The sequence below is a fragment of the Mycobacterium sp. E802 genome (assembly GCF_001666875.1).
GTDB lineage: Bacteria > Actinomycetota > Actinomycetes > Mycobacteriales > Mycobacteriaceae > Mycobacterium.
Genome location: NZ_LZJD01000006.1, coordinates 23356 through 40629, shown reverse-complemented (window position 1 = coordinate 40629; position 17274 = coordinate 23356). Strand labels below are relative to the sequence as shown.

Here is a 17274-nt window from a genome sequence, read left to right as displayed (position 1 = left end):
TCTTCGCGCAAGCGCTCATCAGCGGTACTCACTTAGCCGAGGCCACAACCCCAACGCCACCGCCAACGCCGCCGCCACACTGAGCAGCGCGGCGCCCACCGTCGCGCCGGACAGCACGCGGCGGGCATTGGCGATGTCGTTGCGCAACTGGCTGCGGCTCTGCTCGATGCCCTTGGACAACGCGCCGTCGAGTTTGTCGAATGCGGTCGTGGAGTCGTCCTCTCCGGTCCCCAGCGCCACCTGCGTCGCGGCCTGATAGTTGCCCACTGCGATGTAGGCGTTGATCCGGTCATCGGCCGCGCGCCATTTGGTGAGCAATTCTTCGGCGCCGTTCAGATCGCTCTTGTCGATGTCGGACTCGCGGGCCAGGTACTGCGCAAGCTGCTGCTGCATGGCCTCGATGCGTTGGTAGTAGGACTGCTTGCGCAGGTTCTCGTCGCCGCGCCGGATCAGGGCCAGCGTCTCGTCGGCCCGGGCCTGCTGGGCGGTGATGGCCAGGTTGGTCACCGTCTTGAGTGATTCGGCGGCCGTGTCCTTGGCGCTGCGGCTGTCCGACGTCGAGATCACCAAGGCGGTGGTCACCCAGATCAGCATGATCAGCACGGCCATGCCGCCGGCGACGAAACCGATGTTCACCCGTCGCCGGGTGCGTCGGGCCAGCCACCGGTTGGCGAACGCCCCGAACATCAAGGTGGCCAGGACCACCAGCATCACCGGGGCCGGGATCCGGGTCGAGGCCGTCGTCTCGGCATCCACCCGGGCCGAGGTCTCCTCGTAGAGCCGTTGCGCATCGGGCAGGATCTGCGACTGCATCATCGCCGAGGCTTCCGACAGATAAGAGGAACCGACGGGGTTGCCGGCCCGGTTGTTGGTGCGCGCGGTTTCCACCAACCCGGTGTAGACCGCCAGCCGCGCGTTGATCCGGCCGAGCAACTGCACCAGAGTTTCGTCGGTCAGCCCGCTGGACGCCCGTGTCACCGCCACCGACGCATCGGTGATGGCCTGCTCGTAGCGCTGCCGCACATCGCGGGGCTCGGCCCCGGCGATGAACGCGGTGGCCGCGGCGGCGTCGGCCACCGACAACGTGGTGTAGAGCTGCCCGGCGGCGAAGGCCAGCGGTTCGGTGTGGTCGAGGACCGTCGTCAACGCCTGCTGACGATCATTGATCGTCGTGGACGTGGCGAACGCGCTGGCGATCACGAGCGCCGACAGGACCAGACCGATGGTCAGGATGCGTCCGGGGGTGGTCCACAGAAACCACCAGCGTGGGTGGGCAGGAGTGGTCGGCGACCGGGACGCGAGCGGTTCGGTCGAGGGATGTGCCAACTCCACAGTCACCTGCGCAGGGACCTCATTTAGTTTCGGTGCTTACGGCTGCCTCAACACTATAAAAAGTTTCTAAGAGCGGCCGCTAAGGCTCGCGGAGAAATCGAGGGCAGGCGAAATCGGCCGGGTTCCTTATTCTGTACGGGTGCGTGGCGACGGTGACGGCTGGGTGTTCTCCGACAACGGCGCCCGATACTGGGGGCGTCACGGGGCGGCCGGCCTGTTGTTGCGGGCCCCGTGGCCGGGCGGATCGGCGGCCGTGCTCTTGCAGCACCGCGCGCCGTGGAGTCATCAGGGCGGGACGTGGGCGTTGCCCGGCGGAGCCCGCGACAGCCACGAGACGGCCGAGCAGGCCGCGGTCCGCGAAGCCCACGAGGAAGCCGGGGTGACGGCCGAGCAGCTCACCGTGCGCACCACGGTGGTGACCGCCGAGGTGGCCGGCATCGGTGGCACGCACTGGTCCTACACCACCGTGATCGCCGATGTGCCCGAACCGCTGGAGACCATCCCGAACCGCGAGAGCTCGGAGTTGCGCTGGGTGGCCGAGGACGAGGTGGCCGACCTGCCGTTGCATCCCGGGTTCGCCGCGAGCTGGCAGCAGCTGCGGGTGGTGACGGCCTCGCTGCCGCTGGAACTCAATCGGCCGCGCTGAGTGTCCTCTTGAGTTCTCGGGCGGCCGCCTGTGGATCCTCGGCCGCGGTGATCGCCCGGACCACCACGATCCGTCGCGCGCCGGCGGCCAGCACCTCGGGCAGCCGCTGCGCGTCGATCCCGCCGATGGCGAACCAGGGCTTGGCCGGGTTCAGCGCCGCGGTCGAGCGGACCAGGTCGAGCCCGGGTGCGGTCCGGCCCGGTTTGGTCGGGGTGGGCCAGCACGGGCCGACGCAGAAGTAGTCGACGGCCTCGTCGACGGCGGCGCGGGCCTGCGCGGCGTCGTGGGTGGAACGCCCGATCACCGGACGGTCCCCGACGATGCCGCGCGCGGCGTCCAACGGCAGATCGTCCTGACCGAGGTGCAGCACGTCGGCCCCGGCCGCCCGCGCGATGTCGGCGCGGTCGTTGACCGCCAGCAACGCGCCGTGGCGCCGGGCCGCGTCGGCCAGGACCTCAAGCGCTTCGAGCTCCTGGCGGGCCTCCAGTGGGCCGAACGTCTTCTTTCCGGCCGAGCCCTTGTCGCGCAGCTGGATCAGGTCCACCCCGCCGGCTAGCGCGGCGTCGGCGAATTCGGCCAGGTCACCACGCTCTCGGCGAGCATCGGTGCACAGGTACAGGGTGGCGCGCTGCAAACGGTCGACGGGTGATTCCACACCGCGACGGTAGCTGGTCGGTCTCCGAGTACCCTGGACTGGCAATACGGGAGTCCCTGGGACGTGGGGCTGAGAGTGGGCAGACGAACCGGCCCTGACCGTCACACCTGATCCGGGTCATGCCGGCGAAGGGAGCGGATATGGCACTCGGAGGAGCGCGAACACTTGCCGTCATCGGCGGCGGGGTGATCGGGCTGTCCATCGCCCGCCGGGCGGCGCTGGACGGCTGGACCGTGCGGCTGCACTGTAGGCGTGAGCACGGTGCCTCCTGGGTGGCCGGCGGCATGCTGGCCCCGCACAGCGAAGGCTGGCCCGGCGAAGAGCAGATCCTGCAGATCGGGCTGGAGTCACTCAAGCTGTGGCACTCCGGTTTCCTCGAAGGCCTGGCACCCGAGGTGGTCACGGCGCGTGAGTCGCTCGTGGTCGCCGTGGACCGGGCCGATGTGGCTGATCTGCGTACGGTCGCCGAGTGGTTGTCCGCCCAGGGGCAGCCGGTCGAGTTGACCACCGCGGCACGCGACGTGGAACCCCTGCTGGCCCAAGGTATCCGGCACGGGTTCCGGGCCACCACCGAACTCGCCGTGGACAACCGGGCCGTGGTCGACGGGCTGGCCGTGCACTGCGAGCGGCTGGCCGTGCGGTGGGCCGGTCCCGTCGAGGACCTGGCAGGCGTGGACGCGGACGCGATCGTGATCGCCAACGGCATCGACGCCCCGACCTTGTGGCCGGGCCTGCCGGTTCGTCCGGTCAAAGGTGAGGTACTGCGGCTGCGCTGGCGCAAGGGGTGTATGCCGGTGCCGCAGCGCGTGATTCGGGCCCGGGTGCACGGACGCCCGGTGTACCTGGTGCCGCGCGCCGACGGTGTCGTCGTGGGCGCCACCCAGTACGAGCACGGCCGCGACACCGCACCGGTGGTCAGCGGCGTGCGTGATCTGCTGGAGGACGCGTGCGCGGTGATGCCCGCGCTGGGCGAGTACGAACTGGCCGAGACCGCGGCCGGGCTGCGACCCATGACGCCCGATGGGCTGCCGATCGTCGAACGGGTCGACGAGCGCACGCTGGTGGCCGTCGGACATGGCCGGAACGGATTTCTGTTGGCGCCGTGGACCGCTGAGCGGATCGCGGCGGAGCTCAAGGTGAGTGTGGGAGTGCAATGATCACCATCACGGTCAACAACGAGACCCTCGAAGTGGACGAGCAGACCACCATCGGCGGACTGCTGGAGGACCGGGGTTTCCCGGACAAGGGCATCGCCGTCGCACTGGACTGGGCGGTGCTGCCCCGGTCCGAATGGGACCGCACGTTGTGTGACGGTGCCCGCGTCGAGGTGGTCACGGCGGTGCAGGGTGGCTAGTGCTGTTGCTCTTCGCGCAAGCGGCTCATCGGCCTCAACTCTCACCATCGGCGGCCGCGAGTTCGGCTCCCGGCTGATCATGGGCACCGGTGGTGCCCCGAACCTGGCGGTCCTGGAAGAGGCCCTGGTGGCCTCGGGCACCGAGTTGACGACGGTGGCGATGCGACGCGTCGACGCCGAAACCGGTACCGGGGTACTCGATCTGCTCAACCGGCTCGGTATCGCCGCACTTCCCAACACCGCAGGATGTCGTGGTGCGGCCGAGGCCGTGCTCACCGCGCAGCTGGCACGGGAGGCGCTGGGCACCGACCTGGTCAAGCTCGAGGTGATCGCCGACGAACGCACGCTGCTGCCCGATGCGATCGAATTGGTCAAGGCCGCAGAGCAATTGGTCGACGACGGGTTCACGGTGCTGCCCTACACCAATGACGACCCGGTGTTGGCCCGGCGGTTGGAGGATGCCGGCTGTGCGGCGGTGATGCCGCTGGGTGCACCGATCGGCACCGGCCTGGGCATCTCCAATCCGCACAACATCGAGATGATCGTGGCGCAGGCCGGGGTGCCGGTGGTGCTCGACGCCGGGATCGGCACCGCCAGCGACGCCGCGCTGGCCATGGAATTGGGTTGTGACGCCGTGCTGTTGGCCACCGCCGTCACCCGCGCCTCCGATCCACCGACCATGGCCGCCGCGATGTCCGCGGCCGTCACCGCCGGGTATCTGGCCCGTCAGGCCGGCCGTATCCCGAAGCGATTCTGGGCACAGGCGTCAAGTCCGGCGCGGTAACTCGACGTGCACGGTAAACGGTATGTGGCCCTGGGCAGTTCGATGGCTGCCGGGCCCGGGATCATGCCTCGAGCCGCGGGTGCACCGTTTCCGGCCGGACGCTCGGCACGCAACTATCCCCATCTGGTGGCCCACGCACTCGGGCTCAATCTCGTCGACGTGACGTATTCGGGGGCCACCACCGCGCACGTACTGAGTGAGCGGCAGAACGGTGCCCCACCGCAGCTGCAGGCGCTGGACGGCTCCGAGGCGTTGGTCACGGTGACCATCGGCGGCAACGACGTCGGCTATGTGCCGTCGTTGATGGCCGCCGGGCTGCCGCGGGTCACCCGGTCGTTGCCGGTCTTCGGGTCGTGGGCGCGCAACCTGCTGAACCTCGACGCGCGGGAGACTGCGTTGAGCGAGGTGGCCGGCGCACTGGTGAGTGTGGGGCGTGAGATTCGCCGGCGCGCTCCCGAGGCGCGGGTGTTGTTCGTCGACTATCTGACGATCTTGCCGCCGGCCGGCATCGGGGCGAAGCCGCTGTCGGAGGCCGACGCCAGGCTGGGCCGTCATATCGCCGCCACGCTCGAACGACTCACCGGGGAGGCTGCCGCCCAGACCGGGTGCGGATGGGTTCGCGCGGCGGCGGCCAGTGCGGGGCACCATGCCTGGTCGGCCGAGCCCTGGACCACTCGGCCCGGTTTGCCCTGGCCGGGCCGGCCGGCGCCGCTGCATCCCAACGCTGCCGGTATGCGGGCGGTCGCCGATATGGTGGTGGCGTGGGAGCCATGATCGAACTGGCCGGGCTGACAAAGCTCTACGGCACCCACCGCGCCGTCGACGATCTGACCTTCACCGTCGAACCGGGCGTGGTCACCGGGTTTCTCGGGCCCAACGGTGCGGGCAAGACCACCACCATGCGGCTGATCCTCGGCCTGGACCATCCCAACGCCGGGACGGCGACCATCGACGGCAAGCACTATCGGGATTTACGCGATCCGCTGCGCTCGGTCGGCGCCCTACTCGATGCCCGGCAGGCCCATCCCAACCGCTCGGCCCGCAACCACTTGCGCTGGATCGCCGCGGCCAACCGGATTCCGTCGGCCCGTGTCGACGAGGTGCTGGAGATGGTCGGTCTGACGTCGGTGGTCGACCGCAACGCCGGCACGCTGTCGCTGGGCATGAGCCAGCGGCTCGGGATCGCCGCGGCGCTGTTGGGCGATCCGCCGGTGCTGCTGTTCGACGAACCGGTCAACGGGCTGGATCCCGAGGGCATCCACTGGGTCCGCACGCTGATGCGCAGTCTGGCCGCCGAGGGTCGCACGGTGTTCGTCTCCAGTCACCTTCTGGCCGAGATGGCCAACACCGCCGATCGGCTGGTGGTGATCGGGCAGGGCAAGCTGATCGCCTCCACGACCGTGCGTGAGTTCGTCAGCGGCACCTCGGCCGACACCGTGCGGGTACGCAGCCCACAGCTGGAGACGCTGCGTGAGGTGCTGACCGACGCCGGGTTCGAAGTCGACGCCGCCGCCGACGGTGACGCGCTGGCGGTCCACGGCGCGGCCATCGAGGTGATCGGTGATCTGGCCGCCCGCAATGCGATCGCACTGCACGAGTTGAGCCAGCGGCAGGCCTCGTTGGAGGAGGCATATCTGAAACTCACCGACGATGCCGTCGACTACCGGGCGGCACCGAAGGCGGCACCGAAGTGAGCGCGCTCGCCGCGCTCGACGCCGAGCGCATCAAATTGTCCACCACCCGCTCGCCCCTGTGGTCGGTGATCGGGGTGGCGGTACTCAGCCTCGGTCTGGCCGCGATGCAGGGCATGACCGCCGATCACTACACGGCACTGTCCCCGGGCCGGGCCGCGTTGGGTGTCGCGGTGTTCGGGGTTCCGGTGCTGATGGTGCTGTCGTCGTTGACGATGACGGGGGAGTACCGCAGCGGCCTGATCCGCACCACGCTGTTGGCGACCCCGAACCGGACGCAGGTGCTGGCCGCCAAGGCCGTGGTGTGTGCGGCGTTCTCCTCGGTGTGTGCGGTGATCATGGTGCTGGCGGCCGTGCTGGTGGCCCGGTTCGTCGCCGACCCGGTGGTCGGCACCCAACTGTCGATGGCCAACCCGGCGACCTGGCGAGTGGCCGGCGGGTTTGCGTTGTACGCCGCATTGGCCGCCGTCCTCGGCGTCGCGGTCGGGGCACTGCTGCGGTTTGCGGCCGGTGCGGTGGCGGTGCTGCTGCTGTGGCCGCTGGTGGCCGAACCGCTGCTGGGCAACCTGCCGGGAAACGGCGCCGAATTCGGACCGTGGCTGCCGTTCGCCAACATGTTCCGGTTCCTTCAGGTGGAGTGGCTGTTCCCGGCCTATGACATCCCATGGGGTGAGGTGGGCTCGCTGCTGTATTTCCTGGTGTGGGTGGTGATCGCCTTCGTCGCCGCCGCGGTGGTACTGAACAGGCGTGACGCCTGACCCGGGATCACTCCGGGTCAGACGCCACGTCACCACCGATCGCCAGCACCACCTTCGACCCGTACGGCACCTGCTGGATCAGCCGCAGCTGCGCCAGTGCCGGGTGGGCGTCCAGCAGCTTGCCGGCGTTGGCCAGCGCGCGCAGGGCCGCGGTCTCGGCGCGGGCGGCTTCCAACTTCGCCGCACCGGTGGCCTTGGCCGTCACCAGCTGCATCGCCGCGGACCGGATCTCGGCCGGGACGATCACGTCCTTGACGAACACCGCGATCACCTCGATCCCGGTGCGGGCGCCGGCGGCCCGGGCCGCCGCGGCGATCACCCCGGCGTCGATGCGGTTGCCGCGCTGCAGCACCTCATCGGCGGTCAGGCCGGCGACGATGTCACGCAGCGCAATCTGTGCGGCGAGGTACACCGCCGCCATCGGATCGGCCGCCGCCTCGACGTAGGCCACCGCATCGGTGACCTTGGTCTGTAGCGCAACGGTGATCCGCAGCGACACGGCGTCGGAGGTCAGCACCTCCTGCGGGGCCAGCGTCAGTACCTGCTCACGCATCTCGACACGCACCACCGAGGCCGCCACATCAATGCGGTGACGTCCCGGCGGCAGGACCCGACCGAGCGTGCCGTCGACGTACTCCAGCGCGCACTGGCCTGCAGAAACAGTGATTCGGTTGAACGTGAAGATTCCCATGTCGTGTCCTCCTTCCGGTATGTGTCTGCGCGGCAAAGGAATACCGCCGCCGGACACAATCGTTGGCGGGGCGTCGCATCCCCATACGAGCGGATGCGGGCCGCAAGGCCGCGGATTGCGCGATTCCGGCGACGGCATCGGGGTTGCAGAGAGGATTCGAACCTCAGGCCCTTTACCTGTGCCACGGCGCCGCCGGCAACACACAGAAACGTTGCGGTACCCCGCTCGGTCTGCTTCCCGCTCGGCGCCGGGAATCACCCTGCCATCACAGCAAACCGGCAGGCAACCGATTTAATCGCCGGGCAGTTCAGCGCACCGGCTACCGTGGGTGCAATGCGACGTACTTCGACGGGGGCGGTTCTCGGTGCACTTGTGCTGACCGCGGGACTGGCCGGCTGTGATGCAAAGACCGAACTGCAGACCGATGGGCAGCAGTCCTCCGGGTCCGCCTCCGCGGCGGCCGTGCAGTTCGCCGATCAGTTGCGTGAGCGGGTGTCGGCTGACGCGATGATGGGGCATCTGGGCAAGCTGCAAGACATTGCCAACGCCCACGACGGCAACCGCGCCCTGGGTACGGCCGGCTATGACGCCAGCGTCGACTATGTCGTCAATGCCCTGCGGGATAAGGGCTTCGACGTGGACACCCCGGAATTCGAGGTGCGGTTGCCCTTCGCCGAGGACCCGCAGGTGACCGTGGGTGGTCAACCCGTCACCGCCAAGCCGCTGGAGTTCACCATCGGCACCCCGCCCGAAGGCGTGTCCGCGCCGCTGGTGCCCGCGAAGGTGGAGGACACCCCGGGGTGTGAAGCTGCCGATTACGACGGGCTGCCGGTGGCCGGGGCGGTGGTGCTGGTCGACCGGGGTGCCTGCGCCTTCGGTGACAAGCAGGCCGCGGCGGCCGAGCGCGGCGCCGTGGCGATGATCGTCGTCAACACCAACAACGACGAGCAGATGGGTGGCACCCTGGGCCGCCGCACCGACGTCAAGATCCCAGTGGTCAGCGTGACCAAGGATGTGGGGACGCGGCTGCGCAACGCGCCCGGGACCACCACGATCAAGCTCGTCGCCGGTGTGCGGACCGAACGTACCCGCAATGTCGTGGCGCAGACCAAGACCGGGTCGACCTCCGATGTGGTGATGGTCGGAGCACATCTCGACAGCGTTCCCGAAGGCCCGGGGATCAACGACAACGGCTCCGGGGTGGCCGCCGTGCTGGAAACCGCCTTACAGCTGGGTGATTCGCCGGATGTGGCCAATGCCGTGCGGTTCGGTTTCTGGGGAGCCGAGGAAGAAGGCCTGCTCGGGTCGACGAACTACGTCGAATCGCTGGACCTCGACGCGCTCAAGGACATCGCCCTCTACCTGAATTTCGACATGCTCGGCTCGCCCAATCCGGGTTACTTCACCTATGACGGTGACCAGTCCGCACCGCCGGACGAGCGTGGTCGCCCGCGCGTGCCCGAAGGCTCGGCAGGTATCGAGCGCACCCTGGCGGCCTACCTGGAAGATGCCGGAAAGACGCCGCGGGACACCAACTTCGACGGGCGATCCGACTATGACGGGTTCACCCTGGCCGGGGTGCCCGCCGGTGGGTTGTTCTCCGGTGCCGAGGACAAGATGAACGGCGAGGAAGCCAAACTGTGGGGCGGGCAGGTGGATCAGCCGTTCGACCCGAACTACCACAAGAACACCGATACCCTCGAGCACGTGGATGCCGACGCACTGCGGATACATGGCGAGGGCGTTGCCTTCGCGGTCGGTCTGTACGCGCAGGATCAGCGGGGCCGCAACGGTATCCCGGTCCGCTCGGACCGCACGCGTCATCAGATCACCCCGCAGTGACAGCCCGTCGACTCGTCGTCGTCGTGCTCGCGGCCGCCCTGGCGGCGTGCTCGGCGCCACCTTCGGCAGCGGCGCTCGACCCGCACGAACTGGCGGGCCGGATCACCGTCGACAACATGTTCGCCCATCTGCGCAAGTTGCAGGACATCGCCGACAGTCATGGCGGTAATCGGGCAGTCGGCAATCCGGGGTACGACGCGAGCGTCGACTATGTGGCTCAGGCCCTGCGGGACAAGGGGTTTGACGTTCAGACGCCTGAGTTCGAGCGGATGGGCACGATGCGCGGCGGGCACCCGGCGCTGACGGTGTCGGGGCGCACCTATCCGGTGGACCAGGCCTCGATGCTGGTGACGACCTCGCCAGAGGGGCTCAGCGCACCGACGTTGCGGCCGGGCAAGCCGACCGGATGTGCGGCCGAGGATTACGGAACGCTGAACATCTCCGGTGCCATTGCGGTGGTCGACGACACCGGGTGTTCGGTTGTGGTGAAACAGAACACCGCGCTGGCCAAGGGCGCGGTCGGACTGCTGGTCGTCAACACCGGCGGGCAGCCCGCGCCGGGTGGACTGTTCTCCACGGGTTACTACCGCGAGCTCACGGTCCCGGTCGGCGTCATCGACGAGACCGCGGACGCGGCACTGCGTCGCACCAGTGCACCGGTGCGGCTGGTTCTCGACGGCCGGGCCGAGATGGTCAAACACCGCAATGTCACGGCGCAGACGAAGACCGGATCGGCCTCGGATGTGGTGCTGGCCGGTGCCCACCTCGACAGTGTGGGCGGCGGACCGGGTATCAACGACAACGGTTCCGGGGTGGCCGCCCTACTCGAAACCGCTTTGCAGCTGGGTAGTTCGCCCAACGTGCGCAATGCGGTGCGGTTCGCGTTCTGGGGTGCCGAGGAATTGGGCCTGGACGGGTCGACGCAGTACGTGCGCGGCCTGCCGCTGGACCAACTCGACGATCTCGCGTTGTACCTGAACTTCGACATGGTCGGCTCACCCAACGCCGGATTCTTCACCTACGACGGCGATCAGTCCGGTCAGGCCACCGATCCCAAATCGATGCCGGAGGGGTCGGCGGGCATCGAACGGACCATGGCCGGCTATCTGAACCTGAGCGGTGTGCGGCCTGCCGACATGCCGATCGGCGCCAACACCGACTATCACCCGTTCCTGCAGGCAGGCGTGCCGGTGGGCGGTGTGACCACGGGCGCGTCGCAACGCAAGACCCAGGTTCAGGCCCGGTTGTGGGGCGGCCGGGCCGGCGTGGCGTTCGACCCGAACTATCACACCGGCCGCGACACCATCGACAACGTCGATGCGCATGCCCTCGGGATCATGGGACCGGCGATCGCGTTCACCGTTGGGACCTACGCGGCGTCGATCGAGGGACCCAACGGCGTGCCGGTACGTGACAAGCGGCACCGCGGCTGAAGCTCTCTCGGGCTCACCGGGCAGAGCTATTTGCTCGATGGTCAGTTGCTGACGAAAACTCCTGTTCGTCCAAGGGGTTTCGGCGTCGTGACGATGCGCCGAGTGGTTGCGGCAGCAACCACTTCGGCTTAGGCCCTTGTCTGCACGCGCCCACGACCTAACATTGGGTCCGAAACCTCTTGCCGTCTGAGGGGTTGGGGGATATGAGATTTGCACTGGCATGTAGCGGGACTCGTGGGGATTGTGAACCGTTGGTCGCCATCGGTCTCGAATTGCAGCAACGTGGGCACGATGTCTGGATAGCGTTGCCGCCGAACCTGACTGGCTTCGCCGAGTCGGTCGGACTGGCAAGCACCTCGTACGGCCCGGATGCGTCGGAGATGTGGGACGCGGAGCTGCTGGAGAAATGCTCGCCGGAAATATGGCGTGGCCTGTTGAGGGGGCGAAGTCCGGTGAAAGTGCTGCGCCAGCTTTGGGATCCGGTACTACAGCACTGGGCGGGTATGGGTAAAACCCTGGCATCGGTGGCAGACGGCGCCGATGTGCTGTGCGCCGGCCTGGTCTTTCAGGATGTCGCCGCCAACGTCGCCGAGCACTACGACATCCCGCTCGCCGCCCTGCACTACTTCCCGGTACGCCCCAACGGTCGGCTCGTTGGGATGTTGCCCGCCGGGATGGCCTGCGCGGCCATGAAGACCTACGACTGGTTCGGGTGGCACATGCACAGGGAAGTCGAGGAAGAGCAACGCCGTGAGCTCGGTCTACCGAAGGCGACCAAACCGGCGGCGGGACGCATCGCCGACCGGAAAGCGCTGGAAATCCAGACCTACGACCAGGTGTGCTTTCCCGGCTTGGCCGCCGAATGGTCCACGTGGCGTGAACACCGGCCGTTCGTCGGGGCACTGACCATGCACCAGCCGACGGACGCCGACGAGGAGGTCGTCTCCTGGATCGCCGCAGGATCGCCGCCGATCTGCTTCGGGTTCGGGTCGATGCCGGTGCCCTCGCCGGCCGGCACCGTCGAGATGATCGGGCAGGCCTGCGCCGAGCTGGGCCAGCGCGCGTTGATCTGCTCGGGGTGGACCGACTACGGCGACGTGCCGACCAATGACCACGTCAAGGTGGTCAGAGCGGTGAACTACGAGAAGGTCTTCCCGTTGTGCCGTGCGGTGGTGCACCACGGCGGATCCGGAACCACCGCGGCTGGGCTGCGGGCCGGGGTGCCCGGATTGATCTTGTGGACCGCGGGTGACCAGCCGTTCTGGGGCCGTCAACTCGAACGGTTGAACGTCGGTGCCACTCGCAGCTTCAAATCGTCGTCGAAAGCGACGCTCGTGGCGGATCTGCGACGGATCCTGGCCCCCGAACGTGCCGCGGCGGCGCGGAGGCTGGCCGCTCAGATGACTCCGTCGGCCGTCAGCGTCAACCGCGCGGTCGATCTGCTCGAGGAGTTCGGTTACCGGAGGGCGGGATGAATCGGGTCAAGGCGGTACGGCAGGCGCTCGATGGTCGGGAAGAGTCCGTCTATCTGGAGATCGGCGTGTGTCGCGGTTCGGTGTTCCGGCAGATCTCGGCGGCAGAGAAGATCGCCGTCGACCCGGCGTTCCGGGTGTCGGCGCGCTCGCGCAGACGGGCCGAGCGCCAGGCCCGTGCCACTCACTTCTTCGACATGACCAGTGACGACTTTTTCGCGAACGAGACGGCGTTCCTCGAAAGGCGAGGCGTCGACGTCGCGCTGATCGACGGCCTGCACACCTACGGGCAGGCCGTGCGTGACGTCGAGAACACCCTGCAGTATTTGCGACCCGACGGAGTACTCATCTTGCACGACTGCAACCCGGCGACGCCCTCGATTGCCTGTCCTGCAGCGTCATACGACGAGTTCTTCAAAAAGACCCCGTTGTGGTCGGCGTTGCGCGGGTGGAGCGGCGACGTGTGGAAGGCGATCGTTCACCTCCGCAGCACCCGCTCTGACCTCCGAGTTGCCGTGCTGAACTGCGACTTCGGTCTCGGGGTGGTGCGCCGCGGCAGCCCGGAGTCGCGGTTGCACTGCTCCACCGAACAAATCAGTGCGCTGACCTACGCTGACCTGGCACTCGACCGTCAAAAGTTGCTGAATCTGCAACCGCCCGACCATTTCCACGATTTCCTCTCGGCATGACCGGATGAACCGGCCGGGGTAGACCCCCGTTGTAGTGGTATGCGAATTAACGTCGCCAGGATGGCCAGCCACAGCACGATTGCCGGTGTCCACGCCGTACTGCCGCCGCACCGGTATACCCAGGATGAAGTCACCCGAGCCCTGCTGGATCTTCCCGGCTACACCGAGGTCGAGGACATGGTACGGGCGCTGCACAAGAGCGCAAAAGTCAACAGCAGGTACCTGGTTCTGCCGGTCGAGCGATATGCCGATCTCGACGACTTCGGCGAAAGCAACAGACTGTTCATCGAACACGCCACCGAATTGGGTTGTGCCGCACTGTCGGGGGCGCTGGACGAGGCGGGCCTGCGCCCCGAGGACGTCGACCTCATCGTGACCACCACCGTCACCGGTGCCGCGGTGCCCTCGCTGGATGCGCGTATCGCCGGCCGGCTCGGTCTTCGGCCGGACGTCCGGCGCATCCCGATCTTCGGGCTGGGCTGTGTGGCCGGCGCCGCCGGCATCGCCCGACTCAACGACTACCTGCGAGGTGCCCCCGACAAGGTGGCCGTGCTGGTATCGGTGGAGCTGTGTTCGTTGACCCGCAAACACAATCCGGCCATGCCGACCCTGGTGGCCGGCGCGCTGTTCGGCGACGGCGCTGCCGCTGTCGTGGCGGTCGGCGAACAGCGGGCCCGCAAGCTCGATCCGGCTGGACCCGATGTGCTGGACTCGCGCAGCCACCTCTACCCGGACTCGTTGGACACCATGGGCTGGGACATCGGCAGCGATGGTTTCGAGATCGTGCTCAGCGCCGAGGTGCCTGGCTTCGTCGGCCGCTATCTGGGTGATGACGTCACCGGCTTCCTTGGTGCCCACGACATGTCGGTCGAGGATGTGGCCGCCTGGGTCAGCCATCCCGGCGGTCCGAAGGTGATCGAGGCGATCATCGAAACCCTCGGATTGCCTGAAGACGCGCTGGATTTGACCTGGCAGTCGCTGGCCGATGTCGGCAATCTGTCGTCGTCGTCGGTGCTGCACGTCCTGCGCGACACCATCCGTAAACGTCCCACGCCGGGCGCTCCGGGCGTGCTGATGGCGATGGGGCCGGGTTTCTGCTCCGAACTCGTCCTGCTGCGCTGGCGCTGATGAAACCCAAGAGTTTTCTGGCGTTGATCGCCGTCGTCGCCGCCGAGCGGGTGTTGGAGCTTGTGGTGTCCACCCGCAACCTGCGGTGGAGTATGGCCCAGGGCGGCAAGGAGTTCGGTGCCGGACACTATCCGGTGATGGTGGCCCTGCACACCGGGCTGCTGGCCGGCGCGGTGCTGGAGGCGCGCCGTCGGCGGCCACACCCGGTGCTGGGCAGGGGCATGGTTGTGGTCGTGCTGGGCGCCCAGGCGTTGCGCTGGTGGTGCATCACCACACTGGGCAGGCAGTGGAACACCAGGGTGGTGGTGGTGCCCGGGGCGACGCGCGTCGTCGACGGCCCGTACCGGGTGTTGCCGCATCCGAACTACGTCGCGGTGGTCACCGAGGGAGCCGCCTTGCCGTTGGCCGGCGGCGCGTGGATTACGGCGCTGGTGTTCACGATCGCCAATGCGGCGTTGCTGCGAACCCGGATTCGGGTGGAAAACGAAGCGCTGCAAGGCCTGACGTGATCGATCTGCTCGTTGCCGGAGGCGGCCCGGCCGGGCTGGCCACCGCGGTGCGTGCGGCGCGGGCCGGGCTGCAGGTCGTGGTGGTGGAACGTCGCCGTGGACCGATCGACAAAGCGTGCGGGGAGGGGCTCATGCCGCACTCGGTGCGGCAGCTGCAGCAGCTCGGGGTGGAGATCGACGGACGAAGTTGCAGGGCCTTCTTCGGCATCCGCTACCTGGACGGGCGACATACGGCCGAGGCCAGGTTCCGTGACGGTGCCGGCCGGGGAGTGCGTCGCACCGTGCTGCACGCCGCGTTGTCAGAGGCGGTGTCGGCGGCCGGGGTCGAGGTGGTACACGGTGAGGTGGGGCCGGTGACTCAGGACGGGATCTCGGTGAGCGCGGCGGGTTTTCGGGCCCGCTATCTGGCCGCTGCCGACGGTCTGCATTCACCGATCCGCCGCGCGCTGGGTCTCAGCGCCGGCGAAGGCCGACGCCGCCGGTGGGGCATCCGGCGCCACGTCCAGATCGCGCCGTGGTCCGACTGCGTCGAGGTGTACTGGGGGCGGGACGCCGAGGCGTACGTGACGCCGGTGGGTGAGAACTGCGTCGGGGTGGCGGTGTTGACCTCGGTGCGCGGCGGGTTCGACGAGCACCTGGCAGCATTTCCGGTGCTGGCCGAGCGGATTCGCGGCGTGCCGCACGGTCCGGACCGGGCGGCCGGGCCACTGCGGCAGAAGGTCCGTCACCGGAGTGCGGGCCGGGTATTGCTCGTCGGTGACGCCGCCGGGTACGTGGATGCGTTGACCGGCGAGGGGATGGGCCTGGCCTTCGGGGCCGCCGAACTCCTGGTGAACTGCGTGCGCGACGACCGGCCCGGCGACTACGACCGGCAGTGGCGCGCGATGACCCGCCGCTACCGGTTGCTGACCGCAGCCCTGTTACACGGCAGCGGCTTTGGCCCGGTACGGCACGGCATCACCCCGGTGTCGGCGGCGCTGCCGTCGGTGTTCAGCGGCGTCGTCAACGCACTGGGGCGCTAGGTCGCAGCCGGTCACCGAGGTATTCCAGTGACCGCATACCGTGGAAGACCAGCAGCGCGGCGATCGAGCCCAGCGCGATCCCGGTGAACGTCAAAGAACCCAATTGCCAGGTGAAGTCGGCGATCCCGATGATCAGCGGGATCGCCGCGGTCATCTGGTTGACGGGTTTCGAGAAGTCGACGTGATTGGTCAACCAGATCCGCACACCCAGGATGCCGACCAGACCGTAGAGCACGACCGTCGCGCCGCCCAGCACACCCGGTGGGATCGCCGAGATGGCGGCGCCGACCTTGGGACACAACGACAATGCGATCGCCACGACCGCGGCGACCCAGTATGCGGCGGTCGAGTAGACCCGCGTGGCCGCCATCACCCCGATGTTCTCGGCGTACGTGGTGGTGGCCGATCCGCCGCCGGCGCCGGCCAGCACGGTGGCCACGCCGTCGGCGGCCAGTGCCCGCCCGATGAGCGGGTCCAGGTCGGTGTCGGTCATCTGCCCCACGGACTTCACATGTCCGATGTTCTCGGCGATCAGCGCGATCACCGCGGGCAGGAACAGCGGCAGCACCGCCAGGCTGAACGTCGGCGTCTGGAACTCGGGCAGCCCGAGCCATGGTGCGGCGGCGATCTTCGACGTGTCCACCTCACCGAGGAACAGGGCCAGCAGATAGCCGATCAGGACCGCGCCGAAGATGGCCAACCGGCCGATCAACCCTTTGAAGAACGCCAGCGTGACGACCAGCAGCACCAGCGTCACCAGGCCGACCAGCGGGCCCTTCTCGAAATTGTCCTTGGCGGCCGGGGCCAGGTTGAAGCCGATCAACGCCACGATCGCGCCCGTGACGATCGGTGGCAGGGCCACATCGATCCAGTGCGTGCCGACCAGGTGGACCACCGCGCCGATCAGGATCAGCAGCAGTCCGATCATGATCAGGCCGCCCAGTGCGCTGCCGGTGCCGTGGGCGGCTGTCGCGGCGAGTACCGGGGCGATCACCGCGAAACTCGAGCCCAGATAGCTCGGTAGCCGGTTGCCGGTGATCAGCAGGAAGAGAATGGTGCCGATTCCGGAGAACAGCAGCGTCGTGGCCGGCGGGAACCCGGTGAGCACCGGGACCAGGAACGTGGCCCCGAACATGGCCACCACATGCTGGGCACCGATACCGATGGTGCTGGCCCAGTCGAGACGTTCCCCGGGGGCGACGACGAAATCCTCGTCCGTGCGGGTTTCGACGTATTTCCAACTCAGCGGAATCACGATTGAGAACTAC

At 68.2% G+C, this 17274-nt stretch carries 18 protein-coding genes and 1 riboswitch; of the genes, 14 read left to right on the top strand and 4 right to left on the bottom strand.

Annotation, left to right across the window (positions count from 1 at the left end; translation table 11 throughout):
- Positions 1-18 precede the first annotated feature (18 nt).
- The gene (gene glnX, locus A5699_RS00920) at positions 19-1338 is read right to left on the bottom strand and encodes a protein kinase G-activating protein GlnX (RefSeq protein WP_067764057.1); all 1320 of its coding nucleotides are present in this window, start codon (positions 1336-1338) and stop codon (positions 19-21) included.
- Between the two features lie 133 nt (positions 1339-1471).
- On the opposite strand from glnX, the gene A5699_RS00915 reads away from it, so the two are divergent.
- Positions 1472-1978: an NUDIX hydrolase gene (locus A5699_RS00915; RefSeq protein ID WP_067764054.1), complete on the top strand. Its 507-nt coding sequence runs from the start codon at positions 1472-1474 to the stop codon at positions 1976-1978.
- Here the strand turns inward: A5699_RS00915 and thiE are convergent.
- A complete protein-coding gene (gene thiE / locus A5699_RS00910; protein WP_067764050.1) occupies positions 1962-2633 on the bottom strand; it encodes a thiamine phosphate synthase in 672 nt (223 codons plus the stop codon). The two genes, A5699_RS00915 and thiE, sit on opposite strands and share 17 nt — an antisense overlap.
- A 36-nt stretch (positions 2634-2669) precedes the next feature.
- A riboswitch (TPP riboswitch) is annotated at positions 2670-2784 on the top strand.
- On the opposite strand from thiE, the gene thiO reads away from it, so the two are divergent.
- The 6 genes from thiO to A5699_RS00880 all read left to right on the top strand — a co-directional run bounded on the left by thiO (position 2774) and on the right by A5699_RS00880 (position 7220).
- Positions 2774-3790: a glycine oxidase ThiO gene (gene thiO, locus A5699_RS00905; RefSeq protein WP_067764048.1), complete on the top strand. Its 1017-nt coding sequence runs from the start codon at positions 2774-2776 to the stop codon at positions 3788-3790. It overlaps the preceding riboswitch by 11 nt.
- On the top strand, positions 3787-3987 hold the full coding sequence (gene thiS / locus A5699_RS00900) for a sulfur carrier protein ThiS (RefSeq protein WP_082957511.1): 201 nt from the start codon (positions 3787-3789) through the stop codon (positions 3985-3987). The genes thiO and thiS overlap by 4 nt, the downstream gene beginning before the upstream one ends.
- On the top strand, positions 3980-4771 hold the full coding sequence (locus A5699_RS00895) for a thiazole synthase (protein WP_082957510.1): 792 nt from the start codon (positions 3980-3982) through the stop codon (positions 4769-4771). Before thiS ends, A5699_RS00895 begins: the two co-directional genes overlap by 8 nt.
- Positions 4772-4795: 24 nt before the next feature.
- Positions 4796-5545 carry an SGNH/GDSL hydrolase family protein gene (locus A5699_RS00890; protein ID WP_067764042.1) on the top strand — a complete coding sequence of 250 codons (750 nt, stop codon included), beginning with the start codon at positions 4796-4798 and terminating at the stop codon, positions 5543-5545.
- Positions 5542-6465 (top strand): ABC transporter ATP-binding protein, encoded by a 924-nt coding sequence (locus A5699_RS00885; protein WP_067764039.1) that lies wholly within the window; start codon positions 5542-5544, stop codon positions 6463-6465. The genes A5699_RS00890 and A5699_RS00885 overlap by 4 nt, the downstream gene beginning before the upstream one ends.
- Entirely contained in the window at positions 6462-7220 is a 759-nt protein-coding gene (locus A5699_RS00880; protein ID WP_067764036.1) for an ABC transporter permease subunit, read from the top strand. The genes A5699_RS00885 and A5699_RS00880 overlap by 4 nt, the downstream gene beginning before the upstream one ends.
- A 7-nt stretch (positions 7221-7227) precedes the next feature.
- Here A5699_RS00880 and A5699_RS00875 read toward each other — a convergent pair whose 3' ends face one another.
- Entirely contained in the window at positions 7228-7911 is a 684-nt protein-coding gene (locus tag A5699_RS00875; RefSeq protein ID WP_067764033.1) for a slipin family protein, read from the bottom strand.
- Between the two features lie 333 nt (positions 7912-8244).
- On the opposite strand from A5699_RS00875, the gene A5699_RS00870 reads away from it, so the two are divergent.
- The 7 genes from A5699_RS00870 (at position 8245) to A5699_RS00840 (ending at position 16006) form a co-directional block, all read left to right on the top strand.
- Positions 8245-9753, top strand: coding sequence for a M28 family metallopeptidase (locus A5699_RS00870; RefSeq protein WP_067764030.1), 1509 nt, complete (start codon positions 8245-8247; stop codon positions 9751-9753).
- Positions 9750-11186: a M28 family metallopeptidase gene (locus tag A5699_RS00865; RefSeq protein ID WP_067764028.1), complete on the top strand. Its 1437-nt coding sequence runs from the start codon at positions 9750-9752 to the stop codon at positions 11184-11186. The genes A5699_RS00870 and A5699_RS00865 overlap by 4 nt, the downstream gene beginning before the upstream one ends.
- 203 nt (positions 11187-11389) lie before the next feature.
- Positions 11390-12661 (top strand): glycosyltransferase, encoded by a 1272-nt coding sequence (locus A5699_RS00860; protein WP_067764026.1) that lies wholly within the window; start codon positions 11390-11392, stop codon positions 12659-12661.
- The gene (locus tag A5699_RS00855; RefSeq protein ID WP_067764025.1) at positions 12658-13347 is read left to right on the top strand and encodes a class I SAM-dependent methyltransferase; all 690 of its coding nucleotides are present in this window, start codon (positions 12658-12660) and stop codon (positions 13345-13347) included. The genes A5699_RS00860 and A5699_RS00855 overlap by 4 nt, the downstream gene beginning before the upstream one ends.
- A 60-nt stretch (positions 13348-13407) precedes the next feature.
- Positions 13408-14475 (top strand): type III polyketide synthase, encoded by a 1068-nt coding sequence (locus tag A5699_RS00850; protein WP_231965518.1) that lies wholly within the window; start codon positions 13408-13410, stop codon positions 14473-14475.
- Positions 14475-14984, top strand: a complete 510-nt coding sequence (locus A5699_RS00845) for an isoprenylcysteine carboxyl methyltransferase family protein (RefSeq protein ID WP_067764020.1) — start codon at positions 14475-14477, stop codon at positions 14982-14984. The genes A5699_RS00850 and A5699_RS00845 overlap by 1 nt, the downstream gene beginning before the upstream one ends.
- The gene (locus A5699_RS00840; protein ID WP_067764016.1) at positions 14981-16006 is read left to right on the top strand and encodes an NAD(P)/FAD-dependent oxidoreductase; all 1026 of its coding nucleotides are present in this window, start codon (positions 14981-14983) and stop codon (positions 16004-16006) included. The genes A5699_RS00845 and A5699_RS00840 overlap by 4 nt, the downstream gene beginning before the upstream one ends.
- Here the strand turns inward: A5699_RS00840 and A5699_RS00835 are convergent.
- Positions 15987-17261 (bottom strand): uracil-xanthine permease family protein, encoded by a 1275-nt coding sequence (locus tag A5699_RS00835; RefSeq protein ID WP_067764012.1) that lies wholly within the window; start codon positions 17259-17261, stop codon positions 15987-15989. The two genes, A5699_RS00840 and A5699_RS00835, sit on opposite strands and share 20 nt — an antisense overlap.
- Positions 17262-17274 lie beyond the last annotated feature (13 nt).